This window comes from Streptomyces sp. 7R007, assembly GCF_054850255.1.
In genome coordinates this window covers 1-20,521 of sequence record NZ_JBTWMV010000073.1, presented here as the reverse complement: position 1 = coordinate 20,521, position 20,521 = coordinate 1, and the positions used below count along the sequence as shown (strand labels likewise).

23 protein-coding genes are annotated in these 20,521 nt (G+C 73.8%); 10 read left to right on the top strand and 13 right to left on the bottom strand.

The features are described 5' to 3' along the window. Positions 1-6: 6 nt before the first annotated feature. Positions 7-1,302: an ABC transporter substrate-binding protein gene (locus ACYF6T_RS41525; RefSeq protein ID WP_461703157.1), complete on the bottom strand. Its 1,296-nt coding sequence runs from the start codon at positions 1,300-1,302 to the stop codon at positions 7-9. Beyond that, the gene (locus tag ACYF6T_RS41520) at positions 1,271-1,828 is read right to left on the bottom strand and encodes a hypothetical protein (protein WP_461703156.1); all 558 of its coding nucleotides are present in this window, start codon (positions 1,826-1,828) and stop codon (positions 1,271-1,273) included. Before ACYF6T_RS41520 ends, ACYF6T_RS41525 begins: the two co-directional genes overlap by 32 nt. 130 nt (positions 1,829-1,958) lie before the next feature. Between ACYF6T_RS41520 and ACYF6T_RS41515 the strand changes: the two genes are divergently transcribed. From ACYF6T_RS41515 to ACYF6T_RS41505, 3 genes are read left to right on the top strand one after another with little or no spacing between them, the layout of a single operon-like run. Further along, positions 1,959-2,435, top strand: coding sequence for a hypothetical protein (locus tag ACYF6T_RS41515; RefSeq protein ID WP_461703155.1), 477 nt, complete (start codon positions 1,959-1,961; stop codon positions 2,433-2,435). Then, positions 2,435-5,158: an ABC transporter permease subunit gene (locus tag ACYF6T_RS41510; RefSeq protein ID WP_461703154.1), complete on the top strand. Its 2,724-nt coding sequence runs from the start codon at positions 2,435-2,437 to the stop codon at positions 5,156-5,158. Before ACYF6T_RS41515 ends, ACYF6T_RS41510 begins: the two co-directional genes overlap by 1 nt. Beyond that, complete coding sequence (locus ACYF6T_RS41505) at positions 5,155-5,829, top strand: ABC transporter ATP-binding protein (RefSeq protein WP_461703153.1); 675 nt, start codon at positions 5,155-5,157, stop codon at positions 5,827-5,829. Before ACYF6T_RS41510 ends, ACYF6T_RS41505 begins: the two co-directional genes overlap by 4 nt. On the opposite strand, the gene ACYF6T_RS41500 is transcribed toward ACYF6T_RS41505, so the two are convergent. Further along, complete coding sequence (locus ACYF6T_RS41500) at positions 5,805-6,191, bottom strand: transglycosylase family protein (protein ID WP_461703152.1); 387 nt, start codon at positions 6,189-6,191, stop codon at positions 5,805-5,807. The genes ACYF6T_RS41505 and ACYF6T_RS41500 overlap by 25 nt on opposite strands. Before the next feature lie 112 nt (positions 6,192-6,303). After that, positions 6,304-6,987, bottom strand: coding sequence for a transglycosylase family protein (locus tag ACYF6T_RS41495; RefSeq protein ID WP_461703151.1), 684 nt, complete (start codon positions 6,985-6,987; stop codon positions 6,304-6,306). Between the two features lie 511 nt (positions 6,988-7,498). On the opposite strand from ACYF6T_RS41495, the gene ACYF6T_RS41490 reads away from it, so the two are divergent. Next, positions 7,499-8,281 carry a hypothetical protein gene (locus tag ACYF6T_RS41490; RefSeq protein WP_461703150.1) on the top strand — a complete coding sequence of 261 codons (783 nt, stop codon included), beginning with the start codon at positions 7,499-7,501 and terminating at the stop codon, positions 8,279-8,281. 59 nt (positions 8,282-8,340) lie between these two features. Further along, positions 8,341-8,733, top strand: coding sequence for a hypothetical protein (locus ACYF6T_RS41485; RefSeq protein ID WP_461703149.1), 393 nt, complete (start codon positions 8,341-8,343; stop codon positions 8,731-8,733). Between the two features lie 54 nt (positions 8,734-8,787). Here the strand turns inward: ACYF6T_RS41485 and der are convergent, their stop codons facing one another. The 5 genes from der to aroH all read right to left on the bottom strand — a co-directional run bounded on the left by der (position 8,788) and on the right by aroH (position 13,238). Then, on the bottom strand, positions 8,788-10,278 hold the full coding sequence (gene der, locus ACYF6T_RS41480; RefSeq protein WP_461703148.1) for a ribosome biogenesis GTPase Der: 1,491 nt from the start codon (positions 10,276-10,278) through the stop codon (positions 8,788-8,790). Positions 10,279-10,357: 79 nt separating this feature from the next. Then, on the bottom strand, positions 10,358-10,945 hold the full coding sequence (locus ACYF6T_RS41475; protein WP_461703164.1) for a lysophospholipid acyltransferase family protein: 588 nt from the start codon (positions 10,943-10,945) through the stop codon (positions 10,358-10,360). Between the two features lie 53 nt (positions 10,946-10,998). Next, positions 10,999-11,685: a (d)CMP kinase gene (gene cmk, locus ACYF6T_RS41470; protein WP_461703147.1), complete on the bottom strand. Its 687-nt coding sequence runs from the start codon at positions 11,683-11,685 to the stop codon at positions 10,999-11,001. A 108-nt stretch (positions 11,686-11,793) separates the two neighbouring features. After that, a complete protein-coding gene (locus tag ACYF6T_RS41465; protein ID WP_461703146.1) occupies positions 11,794-12,879 on the bottom strand; it encodes a prephenate dehydrogenase in 1,086 nt (361 codons plus the stop codon). Continuing rightward, entirely contained in the window at positions 12,876-13,238 is a 363-nt protein-coding gene (aroH, locus tag ACYF6T_RS41460) for a chorismate mutase (RefSeq protein WP_461703145.1), read from the bottom strand. The genes ACYF6T_RS41465 and aroH overlap by 4 nt, the downstream gene beginning before the upstream one ends. A 228-nt stretch (positions 13,239-13,466) precedes the next feature. On the opposite strand from aroH, the gene ACYF6T_RS41455 reads away from it, so the two are divergent. From ACYF6T_RS41455 to ACYF6T_RS41440, 4 genes are read left to right on the top strand one after another with little or no spacing between them, the layout of a single operon-like run. Then, positions 13,467-14,129: a hypothetical protein gene (locus ACYF6T_RS41455; RefSeq protein WP_461703144.1), complete on the top strand. Its 663-nt coding sequence runs from the start codon at positions 13,467-13,469 to the stop codon at positions 14,127-14,129. A gap of 24 nt (positions 14,130-14,153) precedes the next feature. Next, the gene (locus ACYF6T_RS41450; RefSeq protein WP_461703143.1) at positions 14,154-14,738 is read left to right on the top strand and encodes a DUF6529 family protein; all 585 of its coding nucleotides are present in this window, start codon (positions 14,154-14,156) and stop codon (positions 14,736-14,738) included. Continuing rightward, a complete protein-coding gene (locus tag ACYF6T_RS41445; protein ID WP_461703142.1) occupies positions 14,735-15,154 on the top strand; it encodes a Rieske (2Fe-2S) protein in 420 nt (139 codons plus the stop codon). The genes ACYF6T_RS41450 and ACYF6T_RS41445 overlap by 4 nt, the downstream gene beginning before the upstream one ends. A 22-nt stretch (positions 15,155-15,176) precedes the next feature. Next, complete coding sequence (locus tag ACYF6T_RS41440; RefSeq protein ID WP_461703141.1) at positions 15,177-15,872, top strand: nucleotidyltransferase domain-containing protein; 696 nt, start codon at positions 15,177-15,179, stop codon at positions 15,870-15,872. Here the strand turns inward: ACYF6T_RS41440 and ACYF6T_RS41435 are convergent. Beyond that, positions 15,869-16,888: an ADP-ribosylglycohydrolase family protein gene (locus ACYF6T_RS41435; protein ID WP_461703140.1), complete on the bottom strand. Its 1,020-nt coding sequence runs from the start codon at positions 16,886-16,888 to the stop codon at positions 15,869-15,871. The two genes, ACYF6T_RS41440 and ACYF6T_RS41435, sit on opposite strands and share 4 nt — an antisense overlap. Next, on the bottom strand, positions 16,885-17,601 hold the full coding sequence (locus tag ACYF6T_RS41430) for an NUDIX hydrolase (RefSeq protein WP_461703139.1): 717 nt from the start codon (positions 17,599-17,601) through the stop codon (positions 16,885-16,887). Before ACYF6T_RS41430 ends, ACYF6T_RS41435 begins: the two co-directional genes overlap by 4 nt. A gap of 114 nt (positions 17,602-17,715) precedes the next feature. On the opposite strand from ACYF6T_RS41430, the gene ACYF6T_RS41425 reads away from it, so the two are divergent. Continuing rightward, a complete protein-coding gene (locus ACYF6T_RS41425; RefSeq protein WP_461703138.1) occupies positions 17,716-18,684 on the top strand; it encodes a DUF72 domain-containing protein in 969 nt (322 codons plus the stop codon). On the opposite strand, the gene ACYF6T_RS41420 is transcribed toward ACYF6T_RS41425, so the two are convergent. Then, positions 18,570-19,982, bottom strand: a complete 1,413-nt coding sequence (locus ACYF6T_RS41420; RefSeq protein WP_461703137.1) for an MFS transporter — start codon at positions 19,980-19,982, stop codon at positions 18,570-18,572. The genes ACYF6T_RS41425 and ACYF6T_RS41420 overlap by 115 nt on opposite strands. Positions 19,983-20,035: 53 nt before the next feature. Beyond that, positions 20,036-20,521 (bottom strand): TIGR03086 family metal-binding protein (locus ACYF6T_RS41415; protein WP_461703136.1); only part of this gene is annotated, 486 nt, incomplete at its 5' end.

Genomic DNA, 20,521 nt, shown 5'->3' with positions numbered 1-20,521 from the left:
GCTCCCTCAGGGGCTGTACGGCAGCTGCGGGACGTCGAAGCAGGTGCGGTTCATGTCGCCCTGGGAGACCCACCCCTTGCCGTCGCGCCAGCGCGCCACCGACAGACAGGTCCGGCGCGTCTTCGGCGGCTCGGCCAGCCGCTCGAAGACGACCGGGAGCAGCAGCCCGCCCGCGGTGTAGTTCTCGCTGCGGTTCATGAAGGCGTCGACGCACGCGCGCGTGACGCCCGTGGCCGCGCAGGACTTCGCCGCGTCGGTGAACCACATGGCCGCCGCCCAGCCCTCCAGCTGCCACTGGGAGTGCGTCCGCAGGCCCTTGGTGGCGTCCCGGAACTCCCGGACGGCCGCGTTCGAGGTGTCGTCGAAGTTCCGGCTGGAGCCGGTCGCCCACAGGGCGTTGCGGCAGCGCGGCGCGTCCTTGTAGTCCTCGGGGACGGTGGAGGTCCAGTTCTGCACGTTGGTGACCTTGGCGGTGACCTTCGCGCCGACCTCGTCCATCGCCTCGCACAGCTGGGCGTTGCCGTGCGTGTCGAGGGCGTCGAAGACCAGGTCGGCGCCCTGCTCCTTCAGGTCGGCCGCGGCGGCGCGGAAGTTGGGCAGCGCGAAGTCGACCTGCTCGGCGACCACCTTGTAGCCCTCGGCCTTCAGCCCCTGCCCGACGAGACGGGCGTAGGCGGCGGAGGATGCCTGGTTGTACGACACGACGGCGGCCGTACGGGCGCCCTGCTCCCGTTTGAAGTACCGGTAGACCTCCGTGCCGCCGTACAGCTTCCCGCCCCAGCCCGGGGTGCCGTTCCTGGGCGCGAGGCTGCCGTAGACGCCGTACAGGTGCGGCCAGGTGTCGTAGGCGGCGCCGATGGGCTGGCCGCCGATGTCGGGCACGCGCGCGTGGGAGACGCGGGAGGCGCCCGCGTAGTCCAGGACGGTGGTGGCGACCAGGGCGACGACCTTGTCCTCGTCGATCAGCCGGTGCACGCACGTGTTGTCGCCGACGCCGCTGCCGCCGTCGTCGCACTCGCGCACCTCGACCGGCCGGCCGCCGATGCCGCCGCGCGCGTTGAGGCGGTCGAAGTACGCCTTGGCGCCGTCGCGCGGGCCGGTGAAGGTGCTGCCCCCGACCGGGCTGGTCGCGCTGGCGATGATGCCGACGCGGACCGGTGTGGTGTCACCGCGCGCGGGCGTGCGCGTGCCGTGCTCGAAGTCGCTCTCCGGCAGCCGGCTGCCGCAGGCCGTGCCCAGGACCAGCAGCAGCGCCGCGGCGGCGGCGCCCTCAGCAGCCCGCGGCCGGCGAACCCGACGCATCGCCGCTCAGCTGCACCAGCGCGCACAGGGTGTTGACGGACACCTTCCAGACGCCGTCCTGCTCGATGGAGGTTCCGGAGGCCTTGGGCAGGGCGGTCGCGCCGTTCAGGGTCAGCGCGTACGTCACCGTCGCCTCGTCCGCCGTGGTGAACTCGATCTGCTGGACCTTCGCCTGCACCTGGCCGCCGCGCTTGTCTCCGCTGAAGGCCTGCAGGACGGGCGCCATCCGGTCGCCGTCCTCGAGCACCTTCTGTTTGTCGGCGAGAGAGGTCTTGGGGTCGAAGAACTTCTGCCAGTTCCGCGTGATCTCCTTCTTGGCCGCCGTCGGATCGGCCGGCGCGGTGGGCGAGGCGTTCTTCGTCGTCTGCTCCACCGTCGGAGTGGGGGGCGCGGTCCCGCTGCCGCCGCCGCTGTCGTCGCTGCAGGCCGCGAGGGCCGGGGCGAGGATGAGAAGGAGGCCGGCCGCGAACGCCGCACCCCGTCCCCTGCCCGCGCTGCTCCGTGTGCGGTCGCTCCCGAGAACCATCTGGCTCACCACCGGGTGTCGGTCCGGGCAAGGTGCGCCCGGTGCTTTCAGGGTCGGCTTGCAGAAGGCATAGTGCAAGCGATCGGCGGACCTGGAAAGACTGACGGACACGTGACTGTGGGAGCCGGAGATGCGGACAGCCAGGCTGCGGAGTGTGCACCCCGTCCTGTGGGCCGGCTGGGCCGCGCTGGCCGCGGGCGCGGTGCTGTGTGTCATCGGCTGGTACGGCGTCTCGGGCGAGCGCTACGCCGAACGCCAGCTGCCCTACCTCGCCTCCTGCACGGTCCCCGGCGCCGCGCTGATCATCGCCGGCGCGGTCCTGCTCACCCACGGCCGCGGCACGGTCGCCGCCGCGCGCGTGGAGGAGCTGTACGGCCTTCTGGTGGCCGCCGGGTCCGCCGACGCCGAGGAGTCCGCGCAGGCGGCGACCGCGCCGCTCGCGGTCAGCGGGGACCTGCTGATGGTGCCGGGCGGCACGCTGTGGCACCGCGCGGACTGCCCGCTGGTGGCCGGCAAGGTGGAGGCGGTCCCGGTGGACGCGAAGCTCCTGGCGGGCGGCGAGCTGGGCCCGTGCCCGATCTGCGAGCCCTCCGAAGAAACCGACTGATGTCGTCCCTGACGTACGACCTCACGCTCGCCGGTCTCTCGGTCGGCGGCGCCGCCGCGCTCACCGGGATCGGCCTGATCGTGACGTACCGGGCGACCGGCGTGCTGAACTTCGCGCACGGGGCGATCGCGATGGTGTGCGCCTACGCGCTGCGGCAGTGCGTGGTCGGGTGGGGCTGGCCGCTGTGGCCGTCGGCGACGCTGACGCTGGTCTTCCTGGCCCCGGCGATCGGGGTGGCCCTCGAACGGTTCGTCTTCCGTCCCCTCGCGGTCCTCGGCGGCGATCCGGCCCAGACGCTCGTGGCCTCCATCGGGGTGTTCGTGCTGCTGGTCGGCGGGGCGGCGCTGGTATGGGGGCAGGGGGCGCGGGACGACGCGCCGGAGCTGGTGTCGGCGGATCCCTGGGGGCAGCTCGCGGTCGTCGTGGTGCTCGCGGCGGGGGTCGGGGCGGTGATCCGCTGGACGCGGTTCGGGCGGGAGCTGCGGGCCGTGGTCGACGACCGGCGGCTGGCGGTCCTCGGCGGGATCGACGCGGACCGGGTGGCGGCGGCCGGCTGGGCGTTCGGGTCGTTCACGGCGGGCCTGACGGGCGTGCTGCTGGCGCCGTACGTGCGTCTGGACCCCTACGGACTGCCGTTGCTGGTCATGGAGGTGGTCGCGGTGGCGGTCGCCGCGCGGATGCGCAGCCTGCCGGTCGCCGTGCTGGTGGCGCTGGGCATCGGGGTGGGGCAGAGCCAGCTGACCCGGCTGCATCCGTCGGGCTGGGCGGAGCCGTTGCTGCGGGCGGCGGGCGCCAATCTGTTCGTCGTCGCCCTCCTGGTCGCGGCCCTCGCCCTCCCCCGCGTCGGCACCCGGGACGCGCTGCCGCGCACGGCCACCGCGCGCGTGCCGACGCCGCCGGGGGCGTGGATCGTGGCCTGGGTGCTGTTCCTGCTGCCGCTCGGCTTCGCGGGCTCCGACCTGCACACGTCGGTCCAGGTGCCGGCGCTGGGCGTGGTCCTGCTGTCCCTGGTGGTGGTGACCGGGCGCGGCGGCCAGATCTCCCTCGGCCAGGCGGCGTACGCGGGCCTCGGGGCCCTCTTCACGGCCCTGCTGGCGGCCGGCCGCTTCCCCGGCCTCCCCCGCGTCCCGGAGCTGGCCGCACTGGCCCTCGCCGTGGTCCTGGTGGCCCCGCTGGGGCTCCTGACGGGCTGGCCGGCGATCGGACGCCGGGGGCTGGCCCTCGCGCTGGCGACGTTCGCGGTGGGCGTCGGCGTGAGCCGCTTCGTCTTCGCCCAGCCGTACGCGACCTCGGGTCTGGCCCTGGACCGCCCGGCGGGCTTCGACGGCGACCGCGCGTACTACGTCCTCGAACTCGCCCTGCTCGCGGCGGCCCTGCTCGCGACCCGCGCCCTGCGCAGGGGCCGTACGGGCCGCGCGCTGGCCGCCATGCGGGACGACGAGGCGGGTGCGGCGGCGGCCGGCGTGCGGGTCCCGTCCCTCAAGCTCCTGGCCTTCGTCTCCGGCGCCGCCCTGGCCGCGCTCGGCGGCGGCCTGCTCGGCATGGGCCTGCGTGCCTTCGACCCCGGCGCCTACGACCCCGTCCGCGGCCTCCTCTGGTTCGCCGCGGTCGTCGTCCTCGGCGCCGACAGCACCCTGGGCGCCCTGGCCGCCGCCGCCCTCCTGGTCGGCCTCGACGCGGGCGCCCGGGGCGGGGTGGCGGCGGCCCTGATCGGCGTCCTGGCAGTCCTGCTGGGCCGCTTCCCCGGCGGTCCGTACGAGGCCCTGCGGACGGCGACGGGGCGGTTGCGGGGGCGGCGGGGGGTGGGGCTGACGGAGCTGGGGGTGAGGGTACGGGCACGGCTGGCGCCGGTGACGTTGCGAGCGGAGCCGCGTCCGGTGCTGGTAGGGGCGACTCCCCGCAGCCGCCCCGCAGCCGCTGACGGCGTTCCGCCCTCATCGGGGCCACCCGCACGCGACCCCGAAAGCCGCACGAGTGGTGCCGGTGGGAACCCGGACCCGGCCGCAGGCCGGGTGCCCTCCCACCCACGCACGCCCTCCGCACCCACCCTCACCGCCCGCGCCCTCCACGCCCGCTACGGCCGCTTCACCGCCCTCGACGGCGTCGACCTCGACGTGCCCCCCGGCCGGATCACCGCCGTCGTCGGCCCCAACGGCGCCGGCAAGAGCACCCTCTTCCACTGCCTGGCCGGCACCCTCCGCCCCACCCACGGCCACGTACGCCTCGGCACCCGCGACATCACCCGCCTCCCCGCCCACGCCCGCACCCGCCTCGGCATCGCCCGCACCTTCCAGCACCTGTCGGTCTTCCCCACCCTCACCGTCGCCGAGAACGTCCGCGTAGGCGCCGAACAGGGCCACACCCCCGCCCCGGCCGCCGTAGACCGCGCCCTGCGCCTGTTCGCCCTGGACGGTCCCCTCCGGGCCCTCCCCGCCGCCGGCCTGCCCACCGGCACGCTCCGCCGCGTCGAACTCGCCCGAGCCCTCGCCGGCTCCCCCCGCGTCCTGCTCCTCGACGAACCCGCCGCCGGCCTGGACAGCGCCGAGGTCGCCGCCCTGACCCGCGTCCTGAAGGCCCTCGCCGCCGACGGCACCGCCCTGCTCGTCGTCGAGCACGACCTCGACCTGGTCGCCGACCTGGCCGACGTCGTCCACGTCATGACGGCCGGCCGCGTCGTCGCCTCCGGCCCGCCCGACCGCGTCCTGGACGAGGCCACCCCGTGAACGGCGTCTGCCTGCGCCACGCGCGCGTGCGCTACGGCCCCCTGGAGGCCCTGCACGGCGTCACCCTCGCCGCCCCCGCCCCCGGCCTCACCGTCCTGCTGGGCCGCAACGGCTCCGGCCGTACCACCGCCCTGCGCGCCCTGGCCGGAACCGTGCCGCTCGCGGGCGGCGCGGTGGTGTGGGACGGCGTCGACGTGACCCGCGTACCGGCGTACGAGCGAGCCCGGCGCGGCCTGTGCCTGGTGCCCGAGCGCCAGGCGGTGTTCGGTTCCCTCACCGTCCGCGAGAACCTCGAACTCGCCGCCCGGGACCCCTCCTTCGCGCTGGACGCCTATCCCCGGCTCGCCCCCCTGCTCCAGCGCCGCGCCGGCACCCTCTCCGGCGGCGAGCAGCGCATGCTCGCGCTCTCCCGCGCCCTGCTGGCACGCGCGCGCGTGGTGCTCGTCGACGAGCCCGCGCAGGGCATGTCACCGGCGGTGGCGGCACGGACGTACGAACTCCTCGGCGGGCTGGACGCGTGCGTGGTGGTCGCCGAACAACGGCTGCCCCCGGGGCTGCGCGCCCGCACGCCGGTCCTCGTCCACGAACTGCGCCGGGGCGCCGTCGTGTTCAGCGGAGAGGCGGCCGAAGTGCGGGGCCGGGCCCGTCAGGACGGCGACGTGCCGCTCTGAAGCCCGTACCGCCGGGAACACACCGGCCAGGCCTGCCACCCCTGCGCGGCCAGCACCTGCTCGGCGACGGCGATCTGCTGCTTACGGGTGGCCAGATCCGCGCGCGGGGCGTACGCGAGGCCGCCGAACTCCTCCCAGGTGGCCTGCCGGAACTGCAGCCCGCCGTAGAAGCCGTTGCCGGTGTCGGCGTCCCAGTGCCCGCCGCTCTCGCAGTCGGCGACGCAGTCCCAGGGCGACCGGTCCTTCGGGCAGTCGTAGGGCGCGCGGACGGGCACGGGGCCGGGGGCGGGGGGCGGGGGCGCCGCGGGTGCGACGGCGGTGAGCAGGGCGGCTACGGCGAGGGCGATCGACGCGTGCGGCATCGGCCCACGCTAGGCCGCGGGCGGCGGCCGGCCGCGGCGACGCGTCCGCGACGACGGCGCGCCCCACCCGGTCGGAGGACCGGATGGGGCGCCGTGCGCGGACCCGGGCGGCTCAGAGGTCGAGCTGGAGTCCGGGCATGATCAGGTTGGGATCGGCGCCGATGGCGGCCTTGTTGGCGGCGTAGATCCGCTGCCAGGTGGTGCCGTGCCGGGCGGCGATCGTGCTGAGCGTGTCGCCCTCGCGGACGGTGTAGTCGCCGCGGGACGCGCTGCGGGCGGTGTGGCCCTGCGACCGGACCGGCGCCTTTGCCGGCTGCGACTGCTTCTGCTGCGCCGACGGGGCGGACTTGGTGGTCGCCGAGGACCCGGAGGCGGCCGCGGGTGCGCTGCCGTACGCTCCGGCCCGCGCCGAACAGACCGGCCAGGCGCCCCACCCCTGGGCCTGCTGGACCTTGGTGGCGACGGCGATCTGCTGCTCCCTGGTGGCCTGGGCGGCTGTCGGCGCATAGGCCGTGCCGCCGTACGCGCGCCAGGTGCCGGCGGAGAACTGGAGTCCGCCGTAGTAGCCGTTGCCGGTGTTGATGTGCCAGTTGCCGCCGCTCTCGCACTGCGCGATGCGGTCCCACACTCCGCCGTCCGCCGCCGCGGCGTTGCCGGCCGCGGCCAGCAGTCCGAGGGGGGCGGCGAGCAGCGCGGCCCCGGCGAGGACCGCCGTCTTGGTCGTACGAGACGTCGTACGGGTCTCCGTACGGGACGCGTGGACGTCTTCACGGGTGGTATCGGCACACTCGGACATGTAATTCCCTCTCGAAACACCCGGGGTCCCCCAAGGCGGGGCGCGCTCGCGGCACTTGGGCCGGTCGCCACGCTCCGCCCCGTCCGCCGGCGATCGCGCGTGCCTGGTGGTGCCGGCCGGTGCGGTCGGCGGACGTTCCCGAGCGGTGCTCGTTGCACACGGCGGAGGAATGTAGGGAGCCTGTCGAGCCGTCAGCAAGCAACTGCTTGTCATTCCAGGCCAGTTCGCCGTTACCGCGGGTATCAGTGATTTTCGGCCACCCACTTCATTCGCTGATTTCATGATTTGTCGACCAGCACTCCCGACGATCTGTGACCCACTTCACGGAACCAACTTCCTTGGGTTTCCTAGGAATTGACGGAGAGTGTCCGATTCCGCGCCGACCGTGACCCTGTGCGGTGGATGGTTCGATTCCGTTCGCCGTCGAGCGTGACTCCCGCCACAGATCGCCCGTTGTCTTCTTCATGAGCCCGGGACCCGCCCGGTCCACACTTCCCGAGGGGAGCCACCCGTGCCGCGCATGCTCGACGTCAGCGACGAGGTACGAGCCGAGATCGGCGACGAAGAAGCCGACCGGCTGCTCGCCGGAGAGAACGCCCCCGGCAGTTACGACTGCACGTCCTGCCGCACCCCGGGCGACTCCGAACAGGAGCGCACCAGCACCGTCCTGTTCATCGGCGACGAGACCGCCGTTCTCGCCTTCGCCCACGCCACCTGCCTGCCCTCGCAGGTCGTCCAGGTCACCGAGGAGCAGTTGCAGGGCGCCGTGCGGTCCATCTCGGGCGACACGGTGGACCTGGACCCGCAGAAGGTCGTGCCCGAGCAGGCGGTGCTCGGCGTGACCAGCGGACTGGTCCTGATCGCCGGGGAGTTGCACCCCGCGCTGGTCGTCGAGCCGACCGCGCGGATCGTGCGGCCGGGGACGTCGGGGGCCGGTGACGACTTCCTGCCGCTGCTCATCGAGCAGGGGTTCATGCCGCTGACCGAACTGGCCGAGGTGCCACCGGTGTTGCACGGCTGGTCGGTGCTGCTCGCCGTGGGGCAGCTGCACGCGGTGCTCCAGCCCTCGTCGACGGGCGGCCAGCCGGTGGCCTGGTGGCAGGCGCACCAGCCGCTGCAGGTCACCGACAGCTGGCGGGCCGCCGCCAACAAGCACCAGCAGGTCCTGGTGTTCGCGGCACCGGTGGGCTCGATCGGCCGGCAGCCGCGGGAGGACCTGCTGCGCGACGCGCTGGACAAGGCGGCGGCCAACGGCCAGCTGGTCGGGGCGGCGATGCCGCTGGCGGGGACGTGAGGCGGCGACGGGCCTCCGCGTGACCGCATCCCCTGACGCCCGGGGTCGTTTGAACGTACGTGCACACCTACGACGTTCCCCGCCGCTCGTCCCACCAGCCGGTCCCCGCCTCGCGATCGGCCCAGGACCCCTTCAGCGGCCCATCGGCCACGCCGATCTACGACGCGCTCTACGCCGAGTACGTCAAGTCCTTCCGTACGCTGCCGGGTGACCGCAGCGGCGAGGAGGAGCTGGGCTTCACCGCCTTCGGGGCCGTCCCGCAGGGCACGGGTTCCTACGGCGGGCACCGGCCGGGGTCGTTCAGCAGCTCGTACAGCGCCTACAGCGCGGGGGCCTTCAGCGCCCGTCAGCAGTCGCAGTGGCAGCGCGTCGGCCTCATCGGGCAGCAGCAGGGGACGGGGATGCACCACGTCCCGGCGGCACTGCCGCCCGGGCTGCGCAGAGGCGTGTGAGACCGCGAAGGAGGGCGGCCCCCGAACGGGGCCGCCCTCCTTCGCCGTTGCCGGCTACTTCTTCTTCGTGTTCTTCGAGCCGCGCTTCTCGCGCACCCGCACCGAGATGTGGATCGGCGTGCCCTCGAAGCCGAACTCCTCGCGCAGCCGGCGCTCGATGAAGCGCCGGTAGCCCGCCTCGATGAAGCCGGAGGCGAAGAGCACGAACCGCGGGGGCTTGGTGCCGGCCTGGGTGCCGAAGAGGATGCGGGGCTGCTTGCCGCCGCGGATCGGGTGCGGGTGGGCGGCGACCAGCTCGCCGAGGAAGGCGTTGAGGCGGCCGGTGGGAACCCGGGTCTCCCAGCCCGCGAGGGCCGTTTCGATCGCCGGGACCAGCTTCTCCATGTGCCGGCCGGTGCGCGCCGAGACGTTGACCCGGGGCGCCCAGGAGACCTGGCCGAACTCGGTCTCGATCTCCCGCTCCAGGTAGTAGCGGCGCTCCTCGTCGAGGGTGTCCCACTTGTTGTAGGCGATGACCATCGCGCGGCCGGCCTCGACGGCCATCGTCACGATCCGCTGGTCCTGCACCGAGATGGGCTCCGAGGCGTCGATGAGGATGACCGCCACCTCCGCCTTCTCGACGGCGGCCGCGGTGCGCAGCGAGGCGTAGTAGTCGGCGCCCTGCTGGAGGTGGACGCGCTTGCGGATGCCGGCCGTGTCGACGAACTTCCAGGTGGTGCCGCCCAGTTCGATGAGCTCGTCGACCGGGTCGCGGGTGGTGCCGGCGAGTTCGTTGACGACGACGCGCTCCTCGCCCGCCACCTTGTTCAGCAGGGAGGACTTGCCGACGTTGGGCCGGCCGATCAGCGCGACGCGGCGCGGGCCGCCGGTCCCGGTGGCGCCGAAGGTCTGCGCGGGCGCGTCCGGCAGCACCTCCAGGACGGCGTCCAGCATGTCGCCGGTGCCGCGGCCGTGCAGCGCGGAGACCGGGTACGGCTCGCCCAGGCCGAGCGACCACAGGTACGCGGCGTCCGCCTCGCCGCTGGGCCCGTCGACCTTGTTGGCGCACAGCACCACGGGCTTGCCGGCCTTGCGCAGCAGCCGTACGACCGCCTCGTCGGTGTCGGTCGCGCCGACCTTGGCGTCGACGACGAACACGACGGCGTCGGCGGCCTCGATGGCGTACTCGGCCTGCGCCGCCACGGAGGCGTCGATGCCGAGCACGTCCTGCTCCCAGCCGCCGGTGTCGACGACCTTGAAGCGGCGGCCCGACCACTCGGCCTCGTAGGTCACGCGGTCACGGGTGACGCCCGGCTTGTCCTCGACCACGGCCTCGCGGCGGCCGATGATGCGGTTCACCAGCGTCGACTTGCCGACGTTCGGGCGGCCGACGACGGCGAGCACCGGCAGCGGGCCGTGCCCGGCGGCCTCGATCGCGCCCTCGACGTCCTCGGGGTCGAAGCCCTCTTCCGCGGCGAGCTCCATGAACTCCGCGTACTCGGCATCGCCAAGCGCTCCGTGGTCGTGCTCTTCGGAAGAGCCCTCGGAGTCGATGTGGTCGTTCATGAAGTCCGTACCTCGTCGTTCATCGTGGTGGTCGGTGGACCGCCCGGTTTCGACCGGTTGATCCACTACTCAGTGTCGCCTAGCGCCCGGTGAGGCGCCTGGCGTTTTCCAGGTGGCTGGTGAGCTGCTTCTGGATGCGCTCGGTCGCCTCGTCGAGCGCCTTGCGCGTACGCCGTCCGGATCCGTCGCCCGCCTGGAACGGGTCGCCGAAGACGACGTCGATACGGCTGCGCAGCGGAGGCAGCCCCTGTATCAACCGTCCGTGCCGCTCGGAACTTCCCAGCACGGCGACCGGGACGACCGGCGCGCCGCTGCGGACGGCGAAGTAGGCGAGCCCGGCGCGCAGCGAGGCGAAGTCGCCCTCGCCGCGGGTGCCCTCCGGGAAGATGCCGAGGACACCGCCGGCCGCCAGCACGTCGAGCGCCCGTGTGATCGCGCCGCGGTCGGCGACCGAGCGGTCCACCTTCAGCTGGCCGATCGCGGTCAGGAACGGGTCGAGGGGGCCGACGAACGCCTCCTTCTTGATCAGGAAGTGCGTCGGCCGGGGCGCCACGCCCATGACCATCGGGCCGTCGATGTTGTGCGAGTGGTTGACCGCGAGGATCGCCGGGCCGGTCGCGGGCACCTTCCAGGCGCCGAGCACGCGCGGCCGCCACAGCCCGTACATCAGGCCGACGCCGATGCGCCGCCCGACCTCGGCACCCCTCCGCGAAGCCTGCGTCACTTGCCGGCCCGCTTCTCCTCGACCAGGGTGACGACGCACTCGATGACCTGGGCGAGGGTGAGCTCGGTGGTGTCCACCTCGACCGCGTCGTCCGCCTTGGCGAGCGGCGAGGTCTTGCGGGAGGAGTCGGCGGCGTCGCGCTTGATCAGCGCCTCGCGGGTGGCGTGCACGTCGGCGCCCTTGAGCTCGCCGCTGCGGCGGGCCGCGCGGGCCTCCGGGGAGGCGGTGAGGAAGATCTTGAGGTCGGCGTCGGGCAGGACGGTCGTACCGATGTCGCGGCCCTCGACGACGATGCCGGTGGCGGCGGAGGACGCCAGGGAGCGCTGGAGCTCGGTGATCCGGGCGCGCACCTCGGGGACCGCGCTGACCGCGCTGACCTTGGAGGTGACCTCCTGGGTGCGGATCGGGCCGGCCACGTCGGTGCCGTCGACCGTGATGGTCGGGTGCTCCGGGTCGGTGCCGGAGACGATCTCCGGCTTGCCGGCCGCGGCGGCGATCGCGTGCGGGTCGTCGGTGTCGATCCCGTTGGTCACCATCCACCAGGTGATCGCCCGGTACTGGGCCCCGGTGTCCAGGTAGCTCAGACCGAGCTGCGCGGCGACGGCCTTCGACGTGCTCGACTTGCCGGTGCCGGAGGGACCGTCGATGGCGACGATCACGGGCTGGGCGGCGCCGTTTTCCACGGGGGGACACCTTCCTGGTGCGCGGTGGGAGTCAGGGGGGCGCGATCGTGCCCCGGACAAGGTTACTGGCTTCCCGGGTCCCCTCTTACAGGCGGATCATCGGGAAGATCACTGCCGGATGGCCCAGCCCCGCTCCCGCAGCGCCGCCGACAGCACGGACGCCGCCTGCGGCTCCACCATCAGCTGCACCAGGCCCGCCTGCCGGCCGGTCGCGTGCTCGATGCGCACGTCCTCGATGTTGACGCCGGCCCGGCCCGCGTCGGCGAAGATGCGGGCCAGCTGGCCCGGCTGGTCGTCGATGAGGACGGCCACGACCTCGTACGCCCGGGGCGCGGAGCCGTGCTTGCCGGGGACGCGGACCTGACCGGCGTTCCCGCGCCGCAGGACGTCCTCGATGCAGGAGGTGCCCTCCCGCCGCTTGGCCTCGTCGGAGGACTGCAGCGAGCGCAACGCCCGCACGGTCTCCTCCAGGTCGGCGGCGACGTCGGTGAGCAGGTCGGCGACCGGTCCGGGGTTCGCGGACAGGATGTCGATCCACATCGCCGGGTCGGAGGCGGCGATCCGGGTCACGTCCCGGATGCCCTGGCCGCACAGCCGTACGGCCGCCTCCTCGGCGTGCTGCAGGCGCGCGGCGACCATGCTGGAGACCAGGTGGGGCATGTGGGAGACGAGCGCGACGGCGCGGTCGTGGGCGTCGGCGTCCATGACCACCGGCACGGCACGGCAGTGGGAGACCAGTTCCAGGACGAGGTTCAGCACCTCGGTGTCGGTGTCCCGGGTCGGAGTCAGCACCCAGGGGCGGCCTTCGAAGAGGTCGCCGGTCGCGGCCAGCGGTCCGGACTTCTCGCGCCCGGACATGGGGTGGGTGCCGATGTACGCGGCGAGGTCGAGGCCCAGCGCCTCCAGCTCCCGGCGCGGGCCGCCCTTGACGCTGGCCACGTCGATGTAGCCGCGGGCCAGGCCGCGGCGCATGGCGTCGGCGAGGACGCCCGCCACGTGCGCCGGCGGGGCGGCGACGATCGCGAGGTCGACCGGCCCTTCGGGGGCCTCGTCGGTGCCGGCGCCGAGCGCGGCGGCGGTGCGGGCCTGCCCGGGGTCGTGGTCGGCGAGGTGGACGGTGACGCCGCGCTGGGACAGGGCGAGGGCGGCGGAGGTGCCGATGAGCCCGGTGCCGATGACGAGTGCGGTTCTCACTGGGCGATGTCCTTGCGCAGGCCGGCCGCGGCGCCGAGGTAGACGTGGGCGATGCCGGAGCGGGGCCGGTCGGACTCGATGTGGGCGAGGACGCGCACCACGCGGGGCATGGCGCCCTCGATGTCCAGCTCCTGGGCGCAGATCAGCGGTACGTCGACGATGCCGAGCTTGCGCGCGGCGGCCGCCGGGAAGTCGCTGTGCAGGTCGGGTGTGGCCGTGAACCAGATGCTGATCAGGTCGTCGGCGGTCAGTTCGTTGCGTTCCAGGATGGCGGTGAGCAGGGCCCCGACCTGCTCGTCCATGTGGCCGGCCTCGTCCCGCTCCAGCTGCACGGCCCCCCGGACCGCTCGTACCGCCACGGCGCTGCTCCTTGCTGACGTGCGTTTCGACTCTGGTCCGTCCAGCCTAGTCAGCCCGCGCCGGACGAGTCGTGGCCGCCCGCCCCCTGAGACGGCCCGACGATCTCTGACAATGTCACCCGAATGTCTCTATTCCGCTACTTGGGGGCGGAACACCCCGTGCGCCTCTTTACGACGGTGCGCCGGTCCGCTCTCATGGCAGGAAACCCGCCTCGGGGGAGGCCCTGTATGAAGCGTCCTGGTCCACTGGTGACCCTGCTCGCGGGACTGCTGCTCGGCCTGTTCATGCTGTCGCTCAACGCGACGTCGGGAACGAGGACCGCTTCGTCCTCCTACCGGGAGGAGTCGCCCACGCCGAAGGCCGCGTCGCCGACGCCCGCACGGACCGGCACGTCACCGTCCGCGTCGCCGACCCGGACCGCCGCGCCGCAGGGCGTCTACACCGGCCGGACCGACGACGACTCCTCCGCCGTCGCCGTCTCGCTGCGCGGCGGCAAGGCGATCGCCTACTTCTGCGACGGCCACAACATCGAGTCCTGGCTGAAGGGCGACGTGCGGGACGACGGCGGCGTGCGGCTGACCGGCGCCGGCGGCGCGAGGCTGGAGGGCGCGCTCAAGGGAAGCAGGCAGCTGCGCGGCACGGCCGACGTCGGCGGCGGGCACTACTCCTTCACCCTCGGCAGGACGGACAAGCCGTCCGGGCTGTACCGGGCCAACAGCCAGGTCGCCGGAGCCCGGATCGTCGGCGGCTGGATCGTCCTGCCCGGCGGCCGGCAGGTCGGCATCGTCACCCGCGACGGAGCGCCCTCGGCCGCGCCCGCCATCGACCCGGACACCGGCGCGGTGACGGTCGACGGACAGCAGCTCACGGCACGTCCCGTATCGCCCTGACCTTCTTGCTCCAGGGAGCCGACCATGACCGTCGACCCGAACGCCGCCACGCAGAGCTTCCCGCCGCCGAAACCGGCCCACCGCGCGCCCGGCGCCGCCCGCTTCGTGGTGCCGGCGCTGGTCGCCGCCGCGGTGGCGGTCGGTCTGGGGGTGTACGGCAGGGTCCACGACCCGGCCGGGACCGCCTTCAACCTCGCCGGGTTCAGCAGCACCGGCGCGGTGAAGTCGTGGCTGGCGACGACCGCGTTCTTCTTCGCACTGGTCCAGCTGGTGTCCGCGTTCATGGTGTACGGCAGGCTGCCGGGCCCGCGCTGGGCGCCGGCGCTGCACCGCTGGTCGGGGCGGATCGCCTTCCTGGTCGCGGTCCCGGTCGCCGTGCACTGCCTGTACGCGCTGGGCTACCAGACGTACGAGACGCGCGTGGTGTGGCACTCGGTGCTGGGCTGCTTCTTCTTCGGTGCCTTCAGCGCCAAGATGCTCCTGCTGCGCTCGGAGCGGCTGCCCGGCTGGCTGCTGCCGCTCGTGGGCGGGCTGGTCTTCACCGTCCTCACCCTGCTCTGGCTGACCTCCGCCCTCTGGTTCTTCCGCACGTTCGGAGTGACGACATGACCCCTCGCTCGACGCGGCGCACGGTGATCCTGGCGGCGGGCGCGGCGGCCCTCGCCGCGGGCTGCGCGAAGTACGGCGACAGCGGCTCCGGATCGTCCTCCGTCAAGGCGTCCGGCGGGGCCTCCGGCGGGCAGGAGCTGGCGCGCACCTCGGACATCCCGGTCGGCGGCGGCACGATCTTCGCGGACGAGAAGGTCGTGGTCACCCAGCCGAAGGAGGGCGAGTTCAAGGCCTTCTCGTCGATCTGCACCCACCAGGGCTGTCCGGTGACCAGCGTCTCGGGCGGCACCATCAACTGCCCCTGCCACGGCAGCAGGTTCCACATCGCCGACGGCTCGGTGGCGCACGGCCCGGCGCCCAGGCCGCTGCCCGAGGAGCGGGTCGAGGTGGAGGGAAATTCGGTCCGCCTGGCGTGAAGTGCCGCGTACGCTCCCGGACATGCAGCCCGAGACCCTGGTACGCGACCACACGGTGTACTCCTGCGTGATGGGTTCGCGCGCCTTCGGTCTGGCGACGGAGGGCAGCGACACCGACCGCCGGGGCGTGTTCCTCGCGCCCACTCCCCTGTTCTGGCGCTTCGAGAAGCCGCCCACGCATGTCGACGGGCCGGCCGAGGAGCAGTTCAGCTGGGAGCTGGAGCGCTTCTGCGAGCTGGCCCTGCGCGCCAACCCGAACATCCTGGAGTGCCTGCACTCGCCGCTGGTGGAGTACGTCGACGACACGGGCCGGGAACTCCTCGCCCTGCGTGGGGCGTTCCTGTCCCGGCACGCCCACCAGAGCTTCGCCGGGTACGCGCTGAGCCAGCGCCGGAAGCTGGAGGCCGACGTCCGTACGCACGGCGCCCCGCGCTGGAAGCACGCGATGCATCTGCTACGGCTCCTGGCCGGCGCCCGCGACCTGCTGCGCACGGGCGCCCTCACCCTCGACGTCGGCGACCGCCGCGACGAGCTCCTCGCGGTCAGGCGGGGCGAAGTCCCCTGGCCCGAGGTCGAGTCACGGATGAACCGCCTGGCGGCGGAGGCCGCGCGGGCGGCCCGGCACACCCCGCTCCCCGAGGAACCGGACCGCCGCCGCGTGGAGGACTTCCTCATCAGAACCCGCCGCACATCGGCCCGCCGGGCGCTCGCCGCCTAGTCCCACAGCGCCCCGAGGGTCATCAGGTCGCTCTGGTACTCGATCCGGTCCGCCCACTCCGTCGGCCAGGCGTCCGCGCCGAGCCAGGCTCCCGCGAAGGCCCCGGTCAGGCAGGCGATCGAGTCGGAGTCGCCGGAGGTGCAGGCCGCGCGCCGGATCGCCGTCACTGGTTCGTCGGGGAAGAGCAGGAAGCACAACAGGCCGGTGGCGAGGGCCTCTTCGGCGATCCAGCCGGCGCCGGTGGCCAGGCACGGGTCGGTGTCGGGCGAGACCGTGCGCGCGGCCTCCGCAAGGCGGCCGAGGATCTCCAGGCACTCGTCCCAGCCGCGCGCGATGAACCGCTCGGCGGTGGGGTCCTGGCCGCGGGTCCACAGGTCGCCGAGCCAGGCGTGGTGGTAGTGGCTGCGGTTGTCGAGGGCGTACGCGCGCAGGTGGTCGAGGAGTCCGGCCGGTTCGACGCCCTGCGCGAGCAGCCGTACGGCGCGTGCGGTGAGGTCGGAGGCGGCCAGCGCGGTCGGGTGCCCGTGGGTGAGCGCGGCCTGCAACTGGGCGGCGCCGGCGCGCTGTTCGTCGCTCAGCCCGGGCACGAGCCCGACGGGGGCGACCCGCATGTTGGCGCCGCAGCCCTTGGAGTGGACCTGGCTGGCGTCCTGCCAGGGCAGGTCGGGGTCCTCCAGCAGGGCGCAGGCGCGCAGGCAGGTGGTGCCCGGCGCGCGGTTGTTGTCCGGGGAGCGGTGCCAGGCGACGAACTCCCCGCGCACCGCCTCGGCCATGCCCTCCGGCCCGAGTACGCCCCGGTCCATGGCGGTCCGCAGGCCCTTGCCGAGCGCCAGCGTCATCTGCGTGTCGTCGGTGACGATCGCGGGCTCGGGCAGCGGCATCCGCTCCCACGGTCCGCACGTGGCGAGGATCGACGGCACGTCACTGAACTCGGTGGGGTAACCGAGCGCGTCCCCGAGGGCGAGGCCCAGCAGGGACCCGGTCGCGGCGCGCTTTCTGACGGTCGTGGCGGTCATGCGGAACGTCCTTCCCGAGGCGGTCGCAGGAGCGGCGGGTAGAGGGAGGTGGCCGGGCCGGCCCGGTAGAGCGCGGCCGGTTTGCCGCGCCCGCCGGTCAACCGGGCGGCGCCCGGGACGGGTTCGACGAAGCCGGGCGTGGCGAGCACCTTGCGGCGGAAGTTGGGCCGGTCCAGGGCGGTGCCCCAGACCGTCTCGTAGACCTGCTGGAGCTCGCCGAGGGTGAACTCGGGCGGGCAGAAGGCGGTGGCGAGGCAGGTGTACTCCAGCTTGGCGCCGACCCGTTCGTGCGCGTCGGCCAGGATGCGGTCGTGGTCGAAGGCGAGCGGCCGGGCCGCGTCGTACGGCAGCCAGCTCGCGCGTGCCGCGTCGCTGCCGGCGTGCGGTTCGGGCGCGTCGGGCAGCAGCGCGGTGAAGGCGACGGACACCACCCGCATCCGGGGGTCGCGGCCGGGTTCGCTGTAGGTGCGCAGCTGCTCCAGGTGCAGCCCGGTGACGTCGGACAGGCCGGTCTCCTCGGCGAGTTCCCGCCGGGCGGCGCTCTCGGCGGACTCGTCCGGCTCCACGAACCCGCCGGGCAGCGCCCAGTGCCCGGCGTACGGCTCCTGCCCGCGCTCGACGAGCAGCACGTGCAGGGCGCCCTCGCGGAGGGTGAGGACGGCGAGGTCGACGGTGACGGCGAAGGGTTCGTAGGCGTACTTGTCGTACTCCATGACCGGCCACCCCCTTGACGGTCGGGCCCGCACCAACCGGCCCCTTAATAGTCACTGCGACTATAAACAAACGAGGTGTGCTTCCACAACCCTCGCGGGGGTAACCGGCCCCTCATGGGCGAGATCCTCGTGGGCACGTGTTCGTGGACGGACCGGGCGCTGGTGGGCAGCGGGTGGTATCCGCCGGGGCGGCGGGACGCGGAGGGGCGGCTGCGGTACTACGCCGAGCGGTTCCCGGTGGTCGAGGTCGACTCGGCGTACTACGCGCTGCCGAGCGCCCGCAACAGCAGGCTGTGGGCCGAGCGGACGCCGCCGGGATTCGTCTTCGACGTCAAGGCGTTCTCGCTGCTGACGGGGCATCCGACGCGCGGCTCCGTGATGCCGGACGGGCTGCCGCCCGACCCCGCCGACCCCAAGGTGCTCGACCAGGTGTGGGCGCGCTTCACCGAGGGGATCGAACCGCTGCGCCGGGCCGGGCGGTTGGGCAGTGTGCTGTTCCAGTTACCGCCGTGGGTCCGGCCGGGCAAGCGGGCCGGGGCGTTCCTGAAGGAGTGCGCCGAGCGGACCGCCGGGTGGCCGGTCTCGGTCGAGTTCCGGCATCCGGACTGGTGGCGCGAGGAGTGGGCGGAGGCGACCCGCGCGCTGCTCACCCGGTACGGCATGACCGCCGTCGCCGTCGACATGACGCAGGCCCTGCCCTCCTCCGTCCCGCCCGTCACGCCGGTGACCACGCCCGGGCTGTCGGTCGTGCGGTTCCACGGGCGCAGCCTCGCCTGGGGGTCGGGAAGCAAGGAGGACCGGTTCCGGTACGACTACGGCGACGACGAACTCGCCGAGTGGCTGCCCCGGTTGCGGGACCTGGCCGGGCGGGTCGAGCGGCTCCACGTGCTGTTCAACAACTGCTGCGGAGCCGCGGCCGTCCGTGCCGCCGAGTCGCTGTGCCGGCTGCTCGACGGCACGGACCTGGCTCACGCCCGCCGAGGCGGCGCGCAGGCCGCCACCAGCGCCCCCGCTCCGGCGGCCCCCGCCGACACCCACAGCGCCGGCGCGCAGCCGTCCAGGAAGGACGCGGGCGACTCGTAGCCGCCGTAGCGCGTGAAGACCAGGGCGGCGACGGCGACGCCGAAGACGCCACCCAGTTCGCGCAGCGCGTTGTTGACGCCGGCGGCGACGCCCGCGTCGCCGAGGGGCACGGAGGAGGTCACGGCGTTGGCGACGCTGGGGAAGACCAGCGAGATGCCGATGCCCGCGAGGATCAGCGGGACGACCAACCGCCCGTAGCCGACGCCGGGTTCGACCTGCCAGGCGAGCAGGCCCAGACCGGTGGCCATCAGGACCATGCCGGCGAGCATGAAGGGCCGGGTGCCGAAGCGGTCCGCGAGGGCACCGGCGACGGGGGCGACGAGCAGGGGCATCGCGTTCCAGACGAGGATGCGCACGCCCGCCTCCAGCGGGGAGTAGCCGAGCCCGGTCTGGAACAGCTGCGTGATCATGAACAGGGCGCCCAGCAGGGACCCGAAGAGCAGGAAGGCGACCGCGTTGGCGGTGCTGAAGCCACGCCGGCGGAAGTGCGCGAGCGGCAGCATCGGATAGCGGGCGCCCTTGCGCTCCCAGGCGAGGAAGGCCGCCGTGAACACCGCTCCGGCGGCCAGCGCCGACAGCACCTCACCGCTCCCCCATCCCGCCTGCGGCGCCCGCACCGGCGCCCAGGCCAGCCCGGTCACGCCGACGGCGGCCAGCACCAGTCCCACCAGGTCGAGCTGGGGCCGGGTGCCGTGGCTCTCGCGGAGTTTCGTCGCGGCGAACGGCAGCATGGCCAGCCCGATCGGCACGTTCAGCCAGAAGATCCACTGCCAGGACAGTCCCTCGGTGACGGCCCCGCCGAGCACGGGTCCGGCGGCGACCCCGAGGCCGGTCACCCCGCCCCACACGCCGATCGCGACGCCCCGCTTCTCGGCCGGGAACGCCTCGCTGATCAGCGTCAGGGTGAGCGGCAGCAGGACGGCCGCCCCGGCGCCCTGCACGATCCGGGCGCCGATGAGCTGTCCCGGGTCGTTCGACAGGGCGGCGGTCGCGGAGGCGAGGGTGAAGACGGCGAGCCCGACGACGTACATCCGCCTGCGCCCGAACCGGTCGCCGAGCGCGGCGCCGGTCAGGGTCAGGCAGGCGAAGACCAGGTTGTAGGCGTTGATCGTCCACTCCAGGTCCGACAGGCTCGCCCCGAAATCGGCCCGCAGGGCGGGCAGCGCGGTCGCGACGACCACGATGTCGAGGGAGCAGAGCAGGGCGCCGAGACCGGCGAGCACGACGGTCCACACGCGCCGGTGCGGGGCCTCGCCGGGCGTTGGTTTGCGTACCGGGACACTCAGTGTCTCCGTCATGACGGGGGTCCTTCCGTGAGCTGTTCGGATCACTCACGGAAGGCAGACCCGCCTCATCCCGCAAAGGAATCGCGGCGCCCGAGAAACGCCAGCAGCCGCACGTCGGGGCCCGCGCCCGGCGGCACCGCGACCGGCGCGCCGAACCGCACCCCCCGGTCCTCCCGCGCCACCACGCACCGCGCCACGGACAGCAACTCGGCGGCCAGCGCGCCCGGCAGGGGCCGCCGCAGCCCGCCCGCCTGCGCCACGTCCCACCCGTGCACGGCGATCTCGACGGCGCCCACGGCCGCCATCACCCGCACGTCCAGCGCCCGTTCGCCGACCCGCACCCGTTCGCCCGGTCCGGCCGCCCAGGCGCCCAGCACCGCGCACGCGCGCGTACGGAACGCGCAGGCGGGATCGGCGTCTGAGGGGTGACCGGGAGCCGGCCCGATCCGTCCGCCCGTCAGCCCTTCGTGCAGGGCGTCCAGCGAGTCGTCGAGGTGCGCCAGCAGTTCCCCGAGGTCCCAGTCCGCGCACGGCGTGCCGCGCCCCAGGCT

Bases quoted from the DNA above. Each gene is read 5' to 3' on its own strand.
- ACYF6T_RS41525 (WP_461703157.1), bottom strand. From the start codon at position 1,302: ATGCGTCGGGTTCGCCGGCCGCGGGCTGCTGAGGGCGCCGCCGCCGCG.
- ACYF6T_RS41520 (WP_461703156.1), bottom strand. From the start codon at position 1,828: ATGGTTCTCGGGAGCGACCGCACACGGAGCAGCGCGGGCAGGGGACGG.
- ACYF6T_RS41515 (WP_461703155.1), top strand. From the start codon at position 1,959: ATGCGGACAGCCAGGCTGCGGAGTGTGCACCCCGTCCTGTGGGCCGGC.
- ACYF6T_RS41510 (WP_461703154.1), top strand. From the start codon at position 2,435: ATGTCGTCCCTGACGTACGACCTCACGCTCGCCGGTCTCTCGGTCGGC.
- ACYF6T_RS41500 (WP_461703152.1), bottom strand. From the start codon at position 6,191: ATGCCGCACGCGTCGATCGCCCTCGCCGTAGCCGCCCTGCTCACCGCC.
- ACYF6T_RS41495 (WP_461703151.1), bottom strand. From the start codon at position 6,987: ATGTCCGAGTGTGCCGATACCACCCGTGAAGACGTCCACGCGTCCCGT.
- der (WP_461703148.1), bottom strand. From the start codon at position 10,278: ATGAACGACCACATCGACTCCGAGGGCTCTTCCGAAGAGCACGACCAC.
- ACYF6T_RS41475 (WP_461703164.1), bottom strand. From the start codon at position 10,945: ATGTACGGGCTGTGGCGGCCGCGCGTGCTCGGCGCCTGGAAGGTGCCC.
- ACYF6T_RS41455 (WP_461703144.1), top strand. From the start codon at position 13,467: ATGAAGCGTCCTGGTCCACTGGTGACCCTGCTCGCGGGACTGCTGCTC.
- ACYF6T_RS41450 (WP_461703143.1), top strand. From the start codon at position 14,154: ATGACCGTCGACCCGAACGCCGCCACGCAGAGCTTCCCGCCGCCGAAA.
- ACYF6T_RS41445 (WP_461703142.1), top strand. From the start codon at position 14,735: ATGACCCCTCGCTCGACGCGGCGCACGGTGATCCTGGCGGCGGGCGCG.
- ACYF6T_RS41440 (WP_461703141.1), top strand. From the start codon at position 15,177: ATGCAGCCCGAGACCCTGGTACGCGACCACACGGTGTACTCCTGCGTG.
- ACYF6T_RS41435 (WP_461703140.1), bottom strand. From the start codon at position 16,888: ATGACCGCCACGACCGTCAGAAAGCGCGCCGCGACCGGGTCCCTGCTG.
- ACYF6T_RS41430 (WP_461703139.1), bottom strand. From the start codon at position 17,601: ATGGAGTACGACAAGTACGCCTACGAACCCTTCGCCGTCACCGTCGAC.
- ACYF6T_RS41425 (WP_461703138.1), top strand. From the start codon at position 17,716: ATGGGCGAGATCCTCGTGGGCACGTGTTCGTGGACGGACCGGGCGCTG.
- ACYF6T_RS41420 (WP_461703137.1), bottom strand. From the start codon at position 19,982: ATGACGGAGACACTGAGTGTCCCGGTACGCAAACCAACGCCCGGCGAG.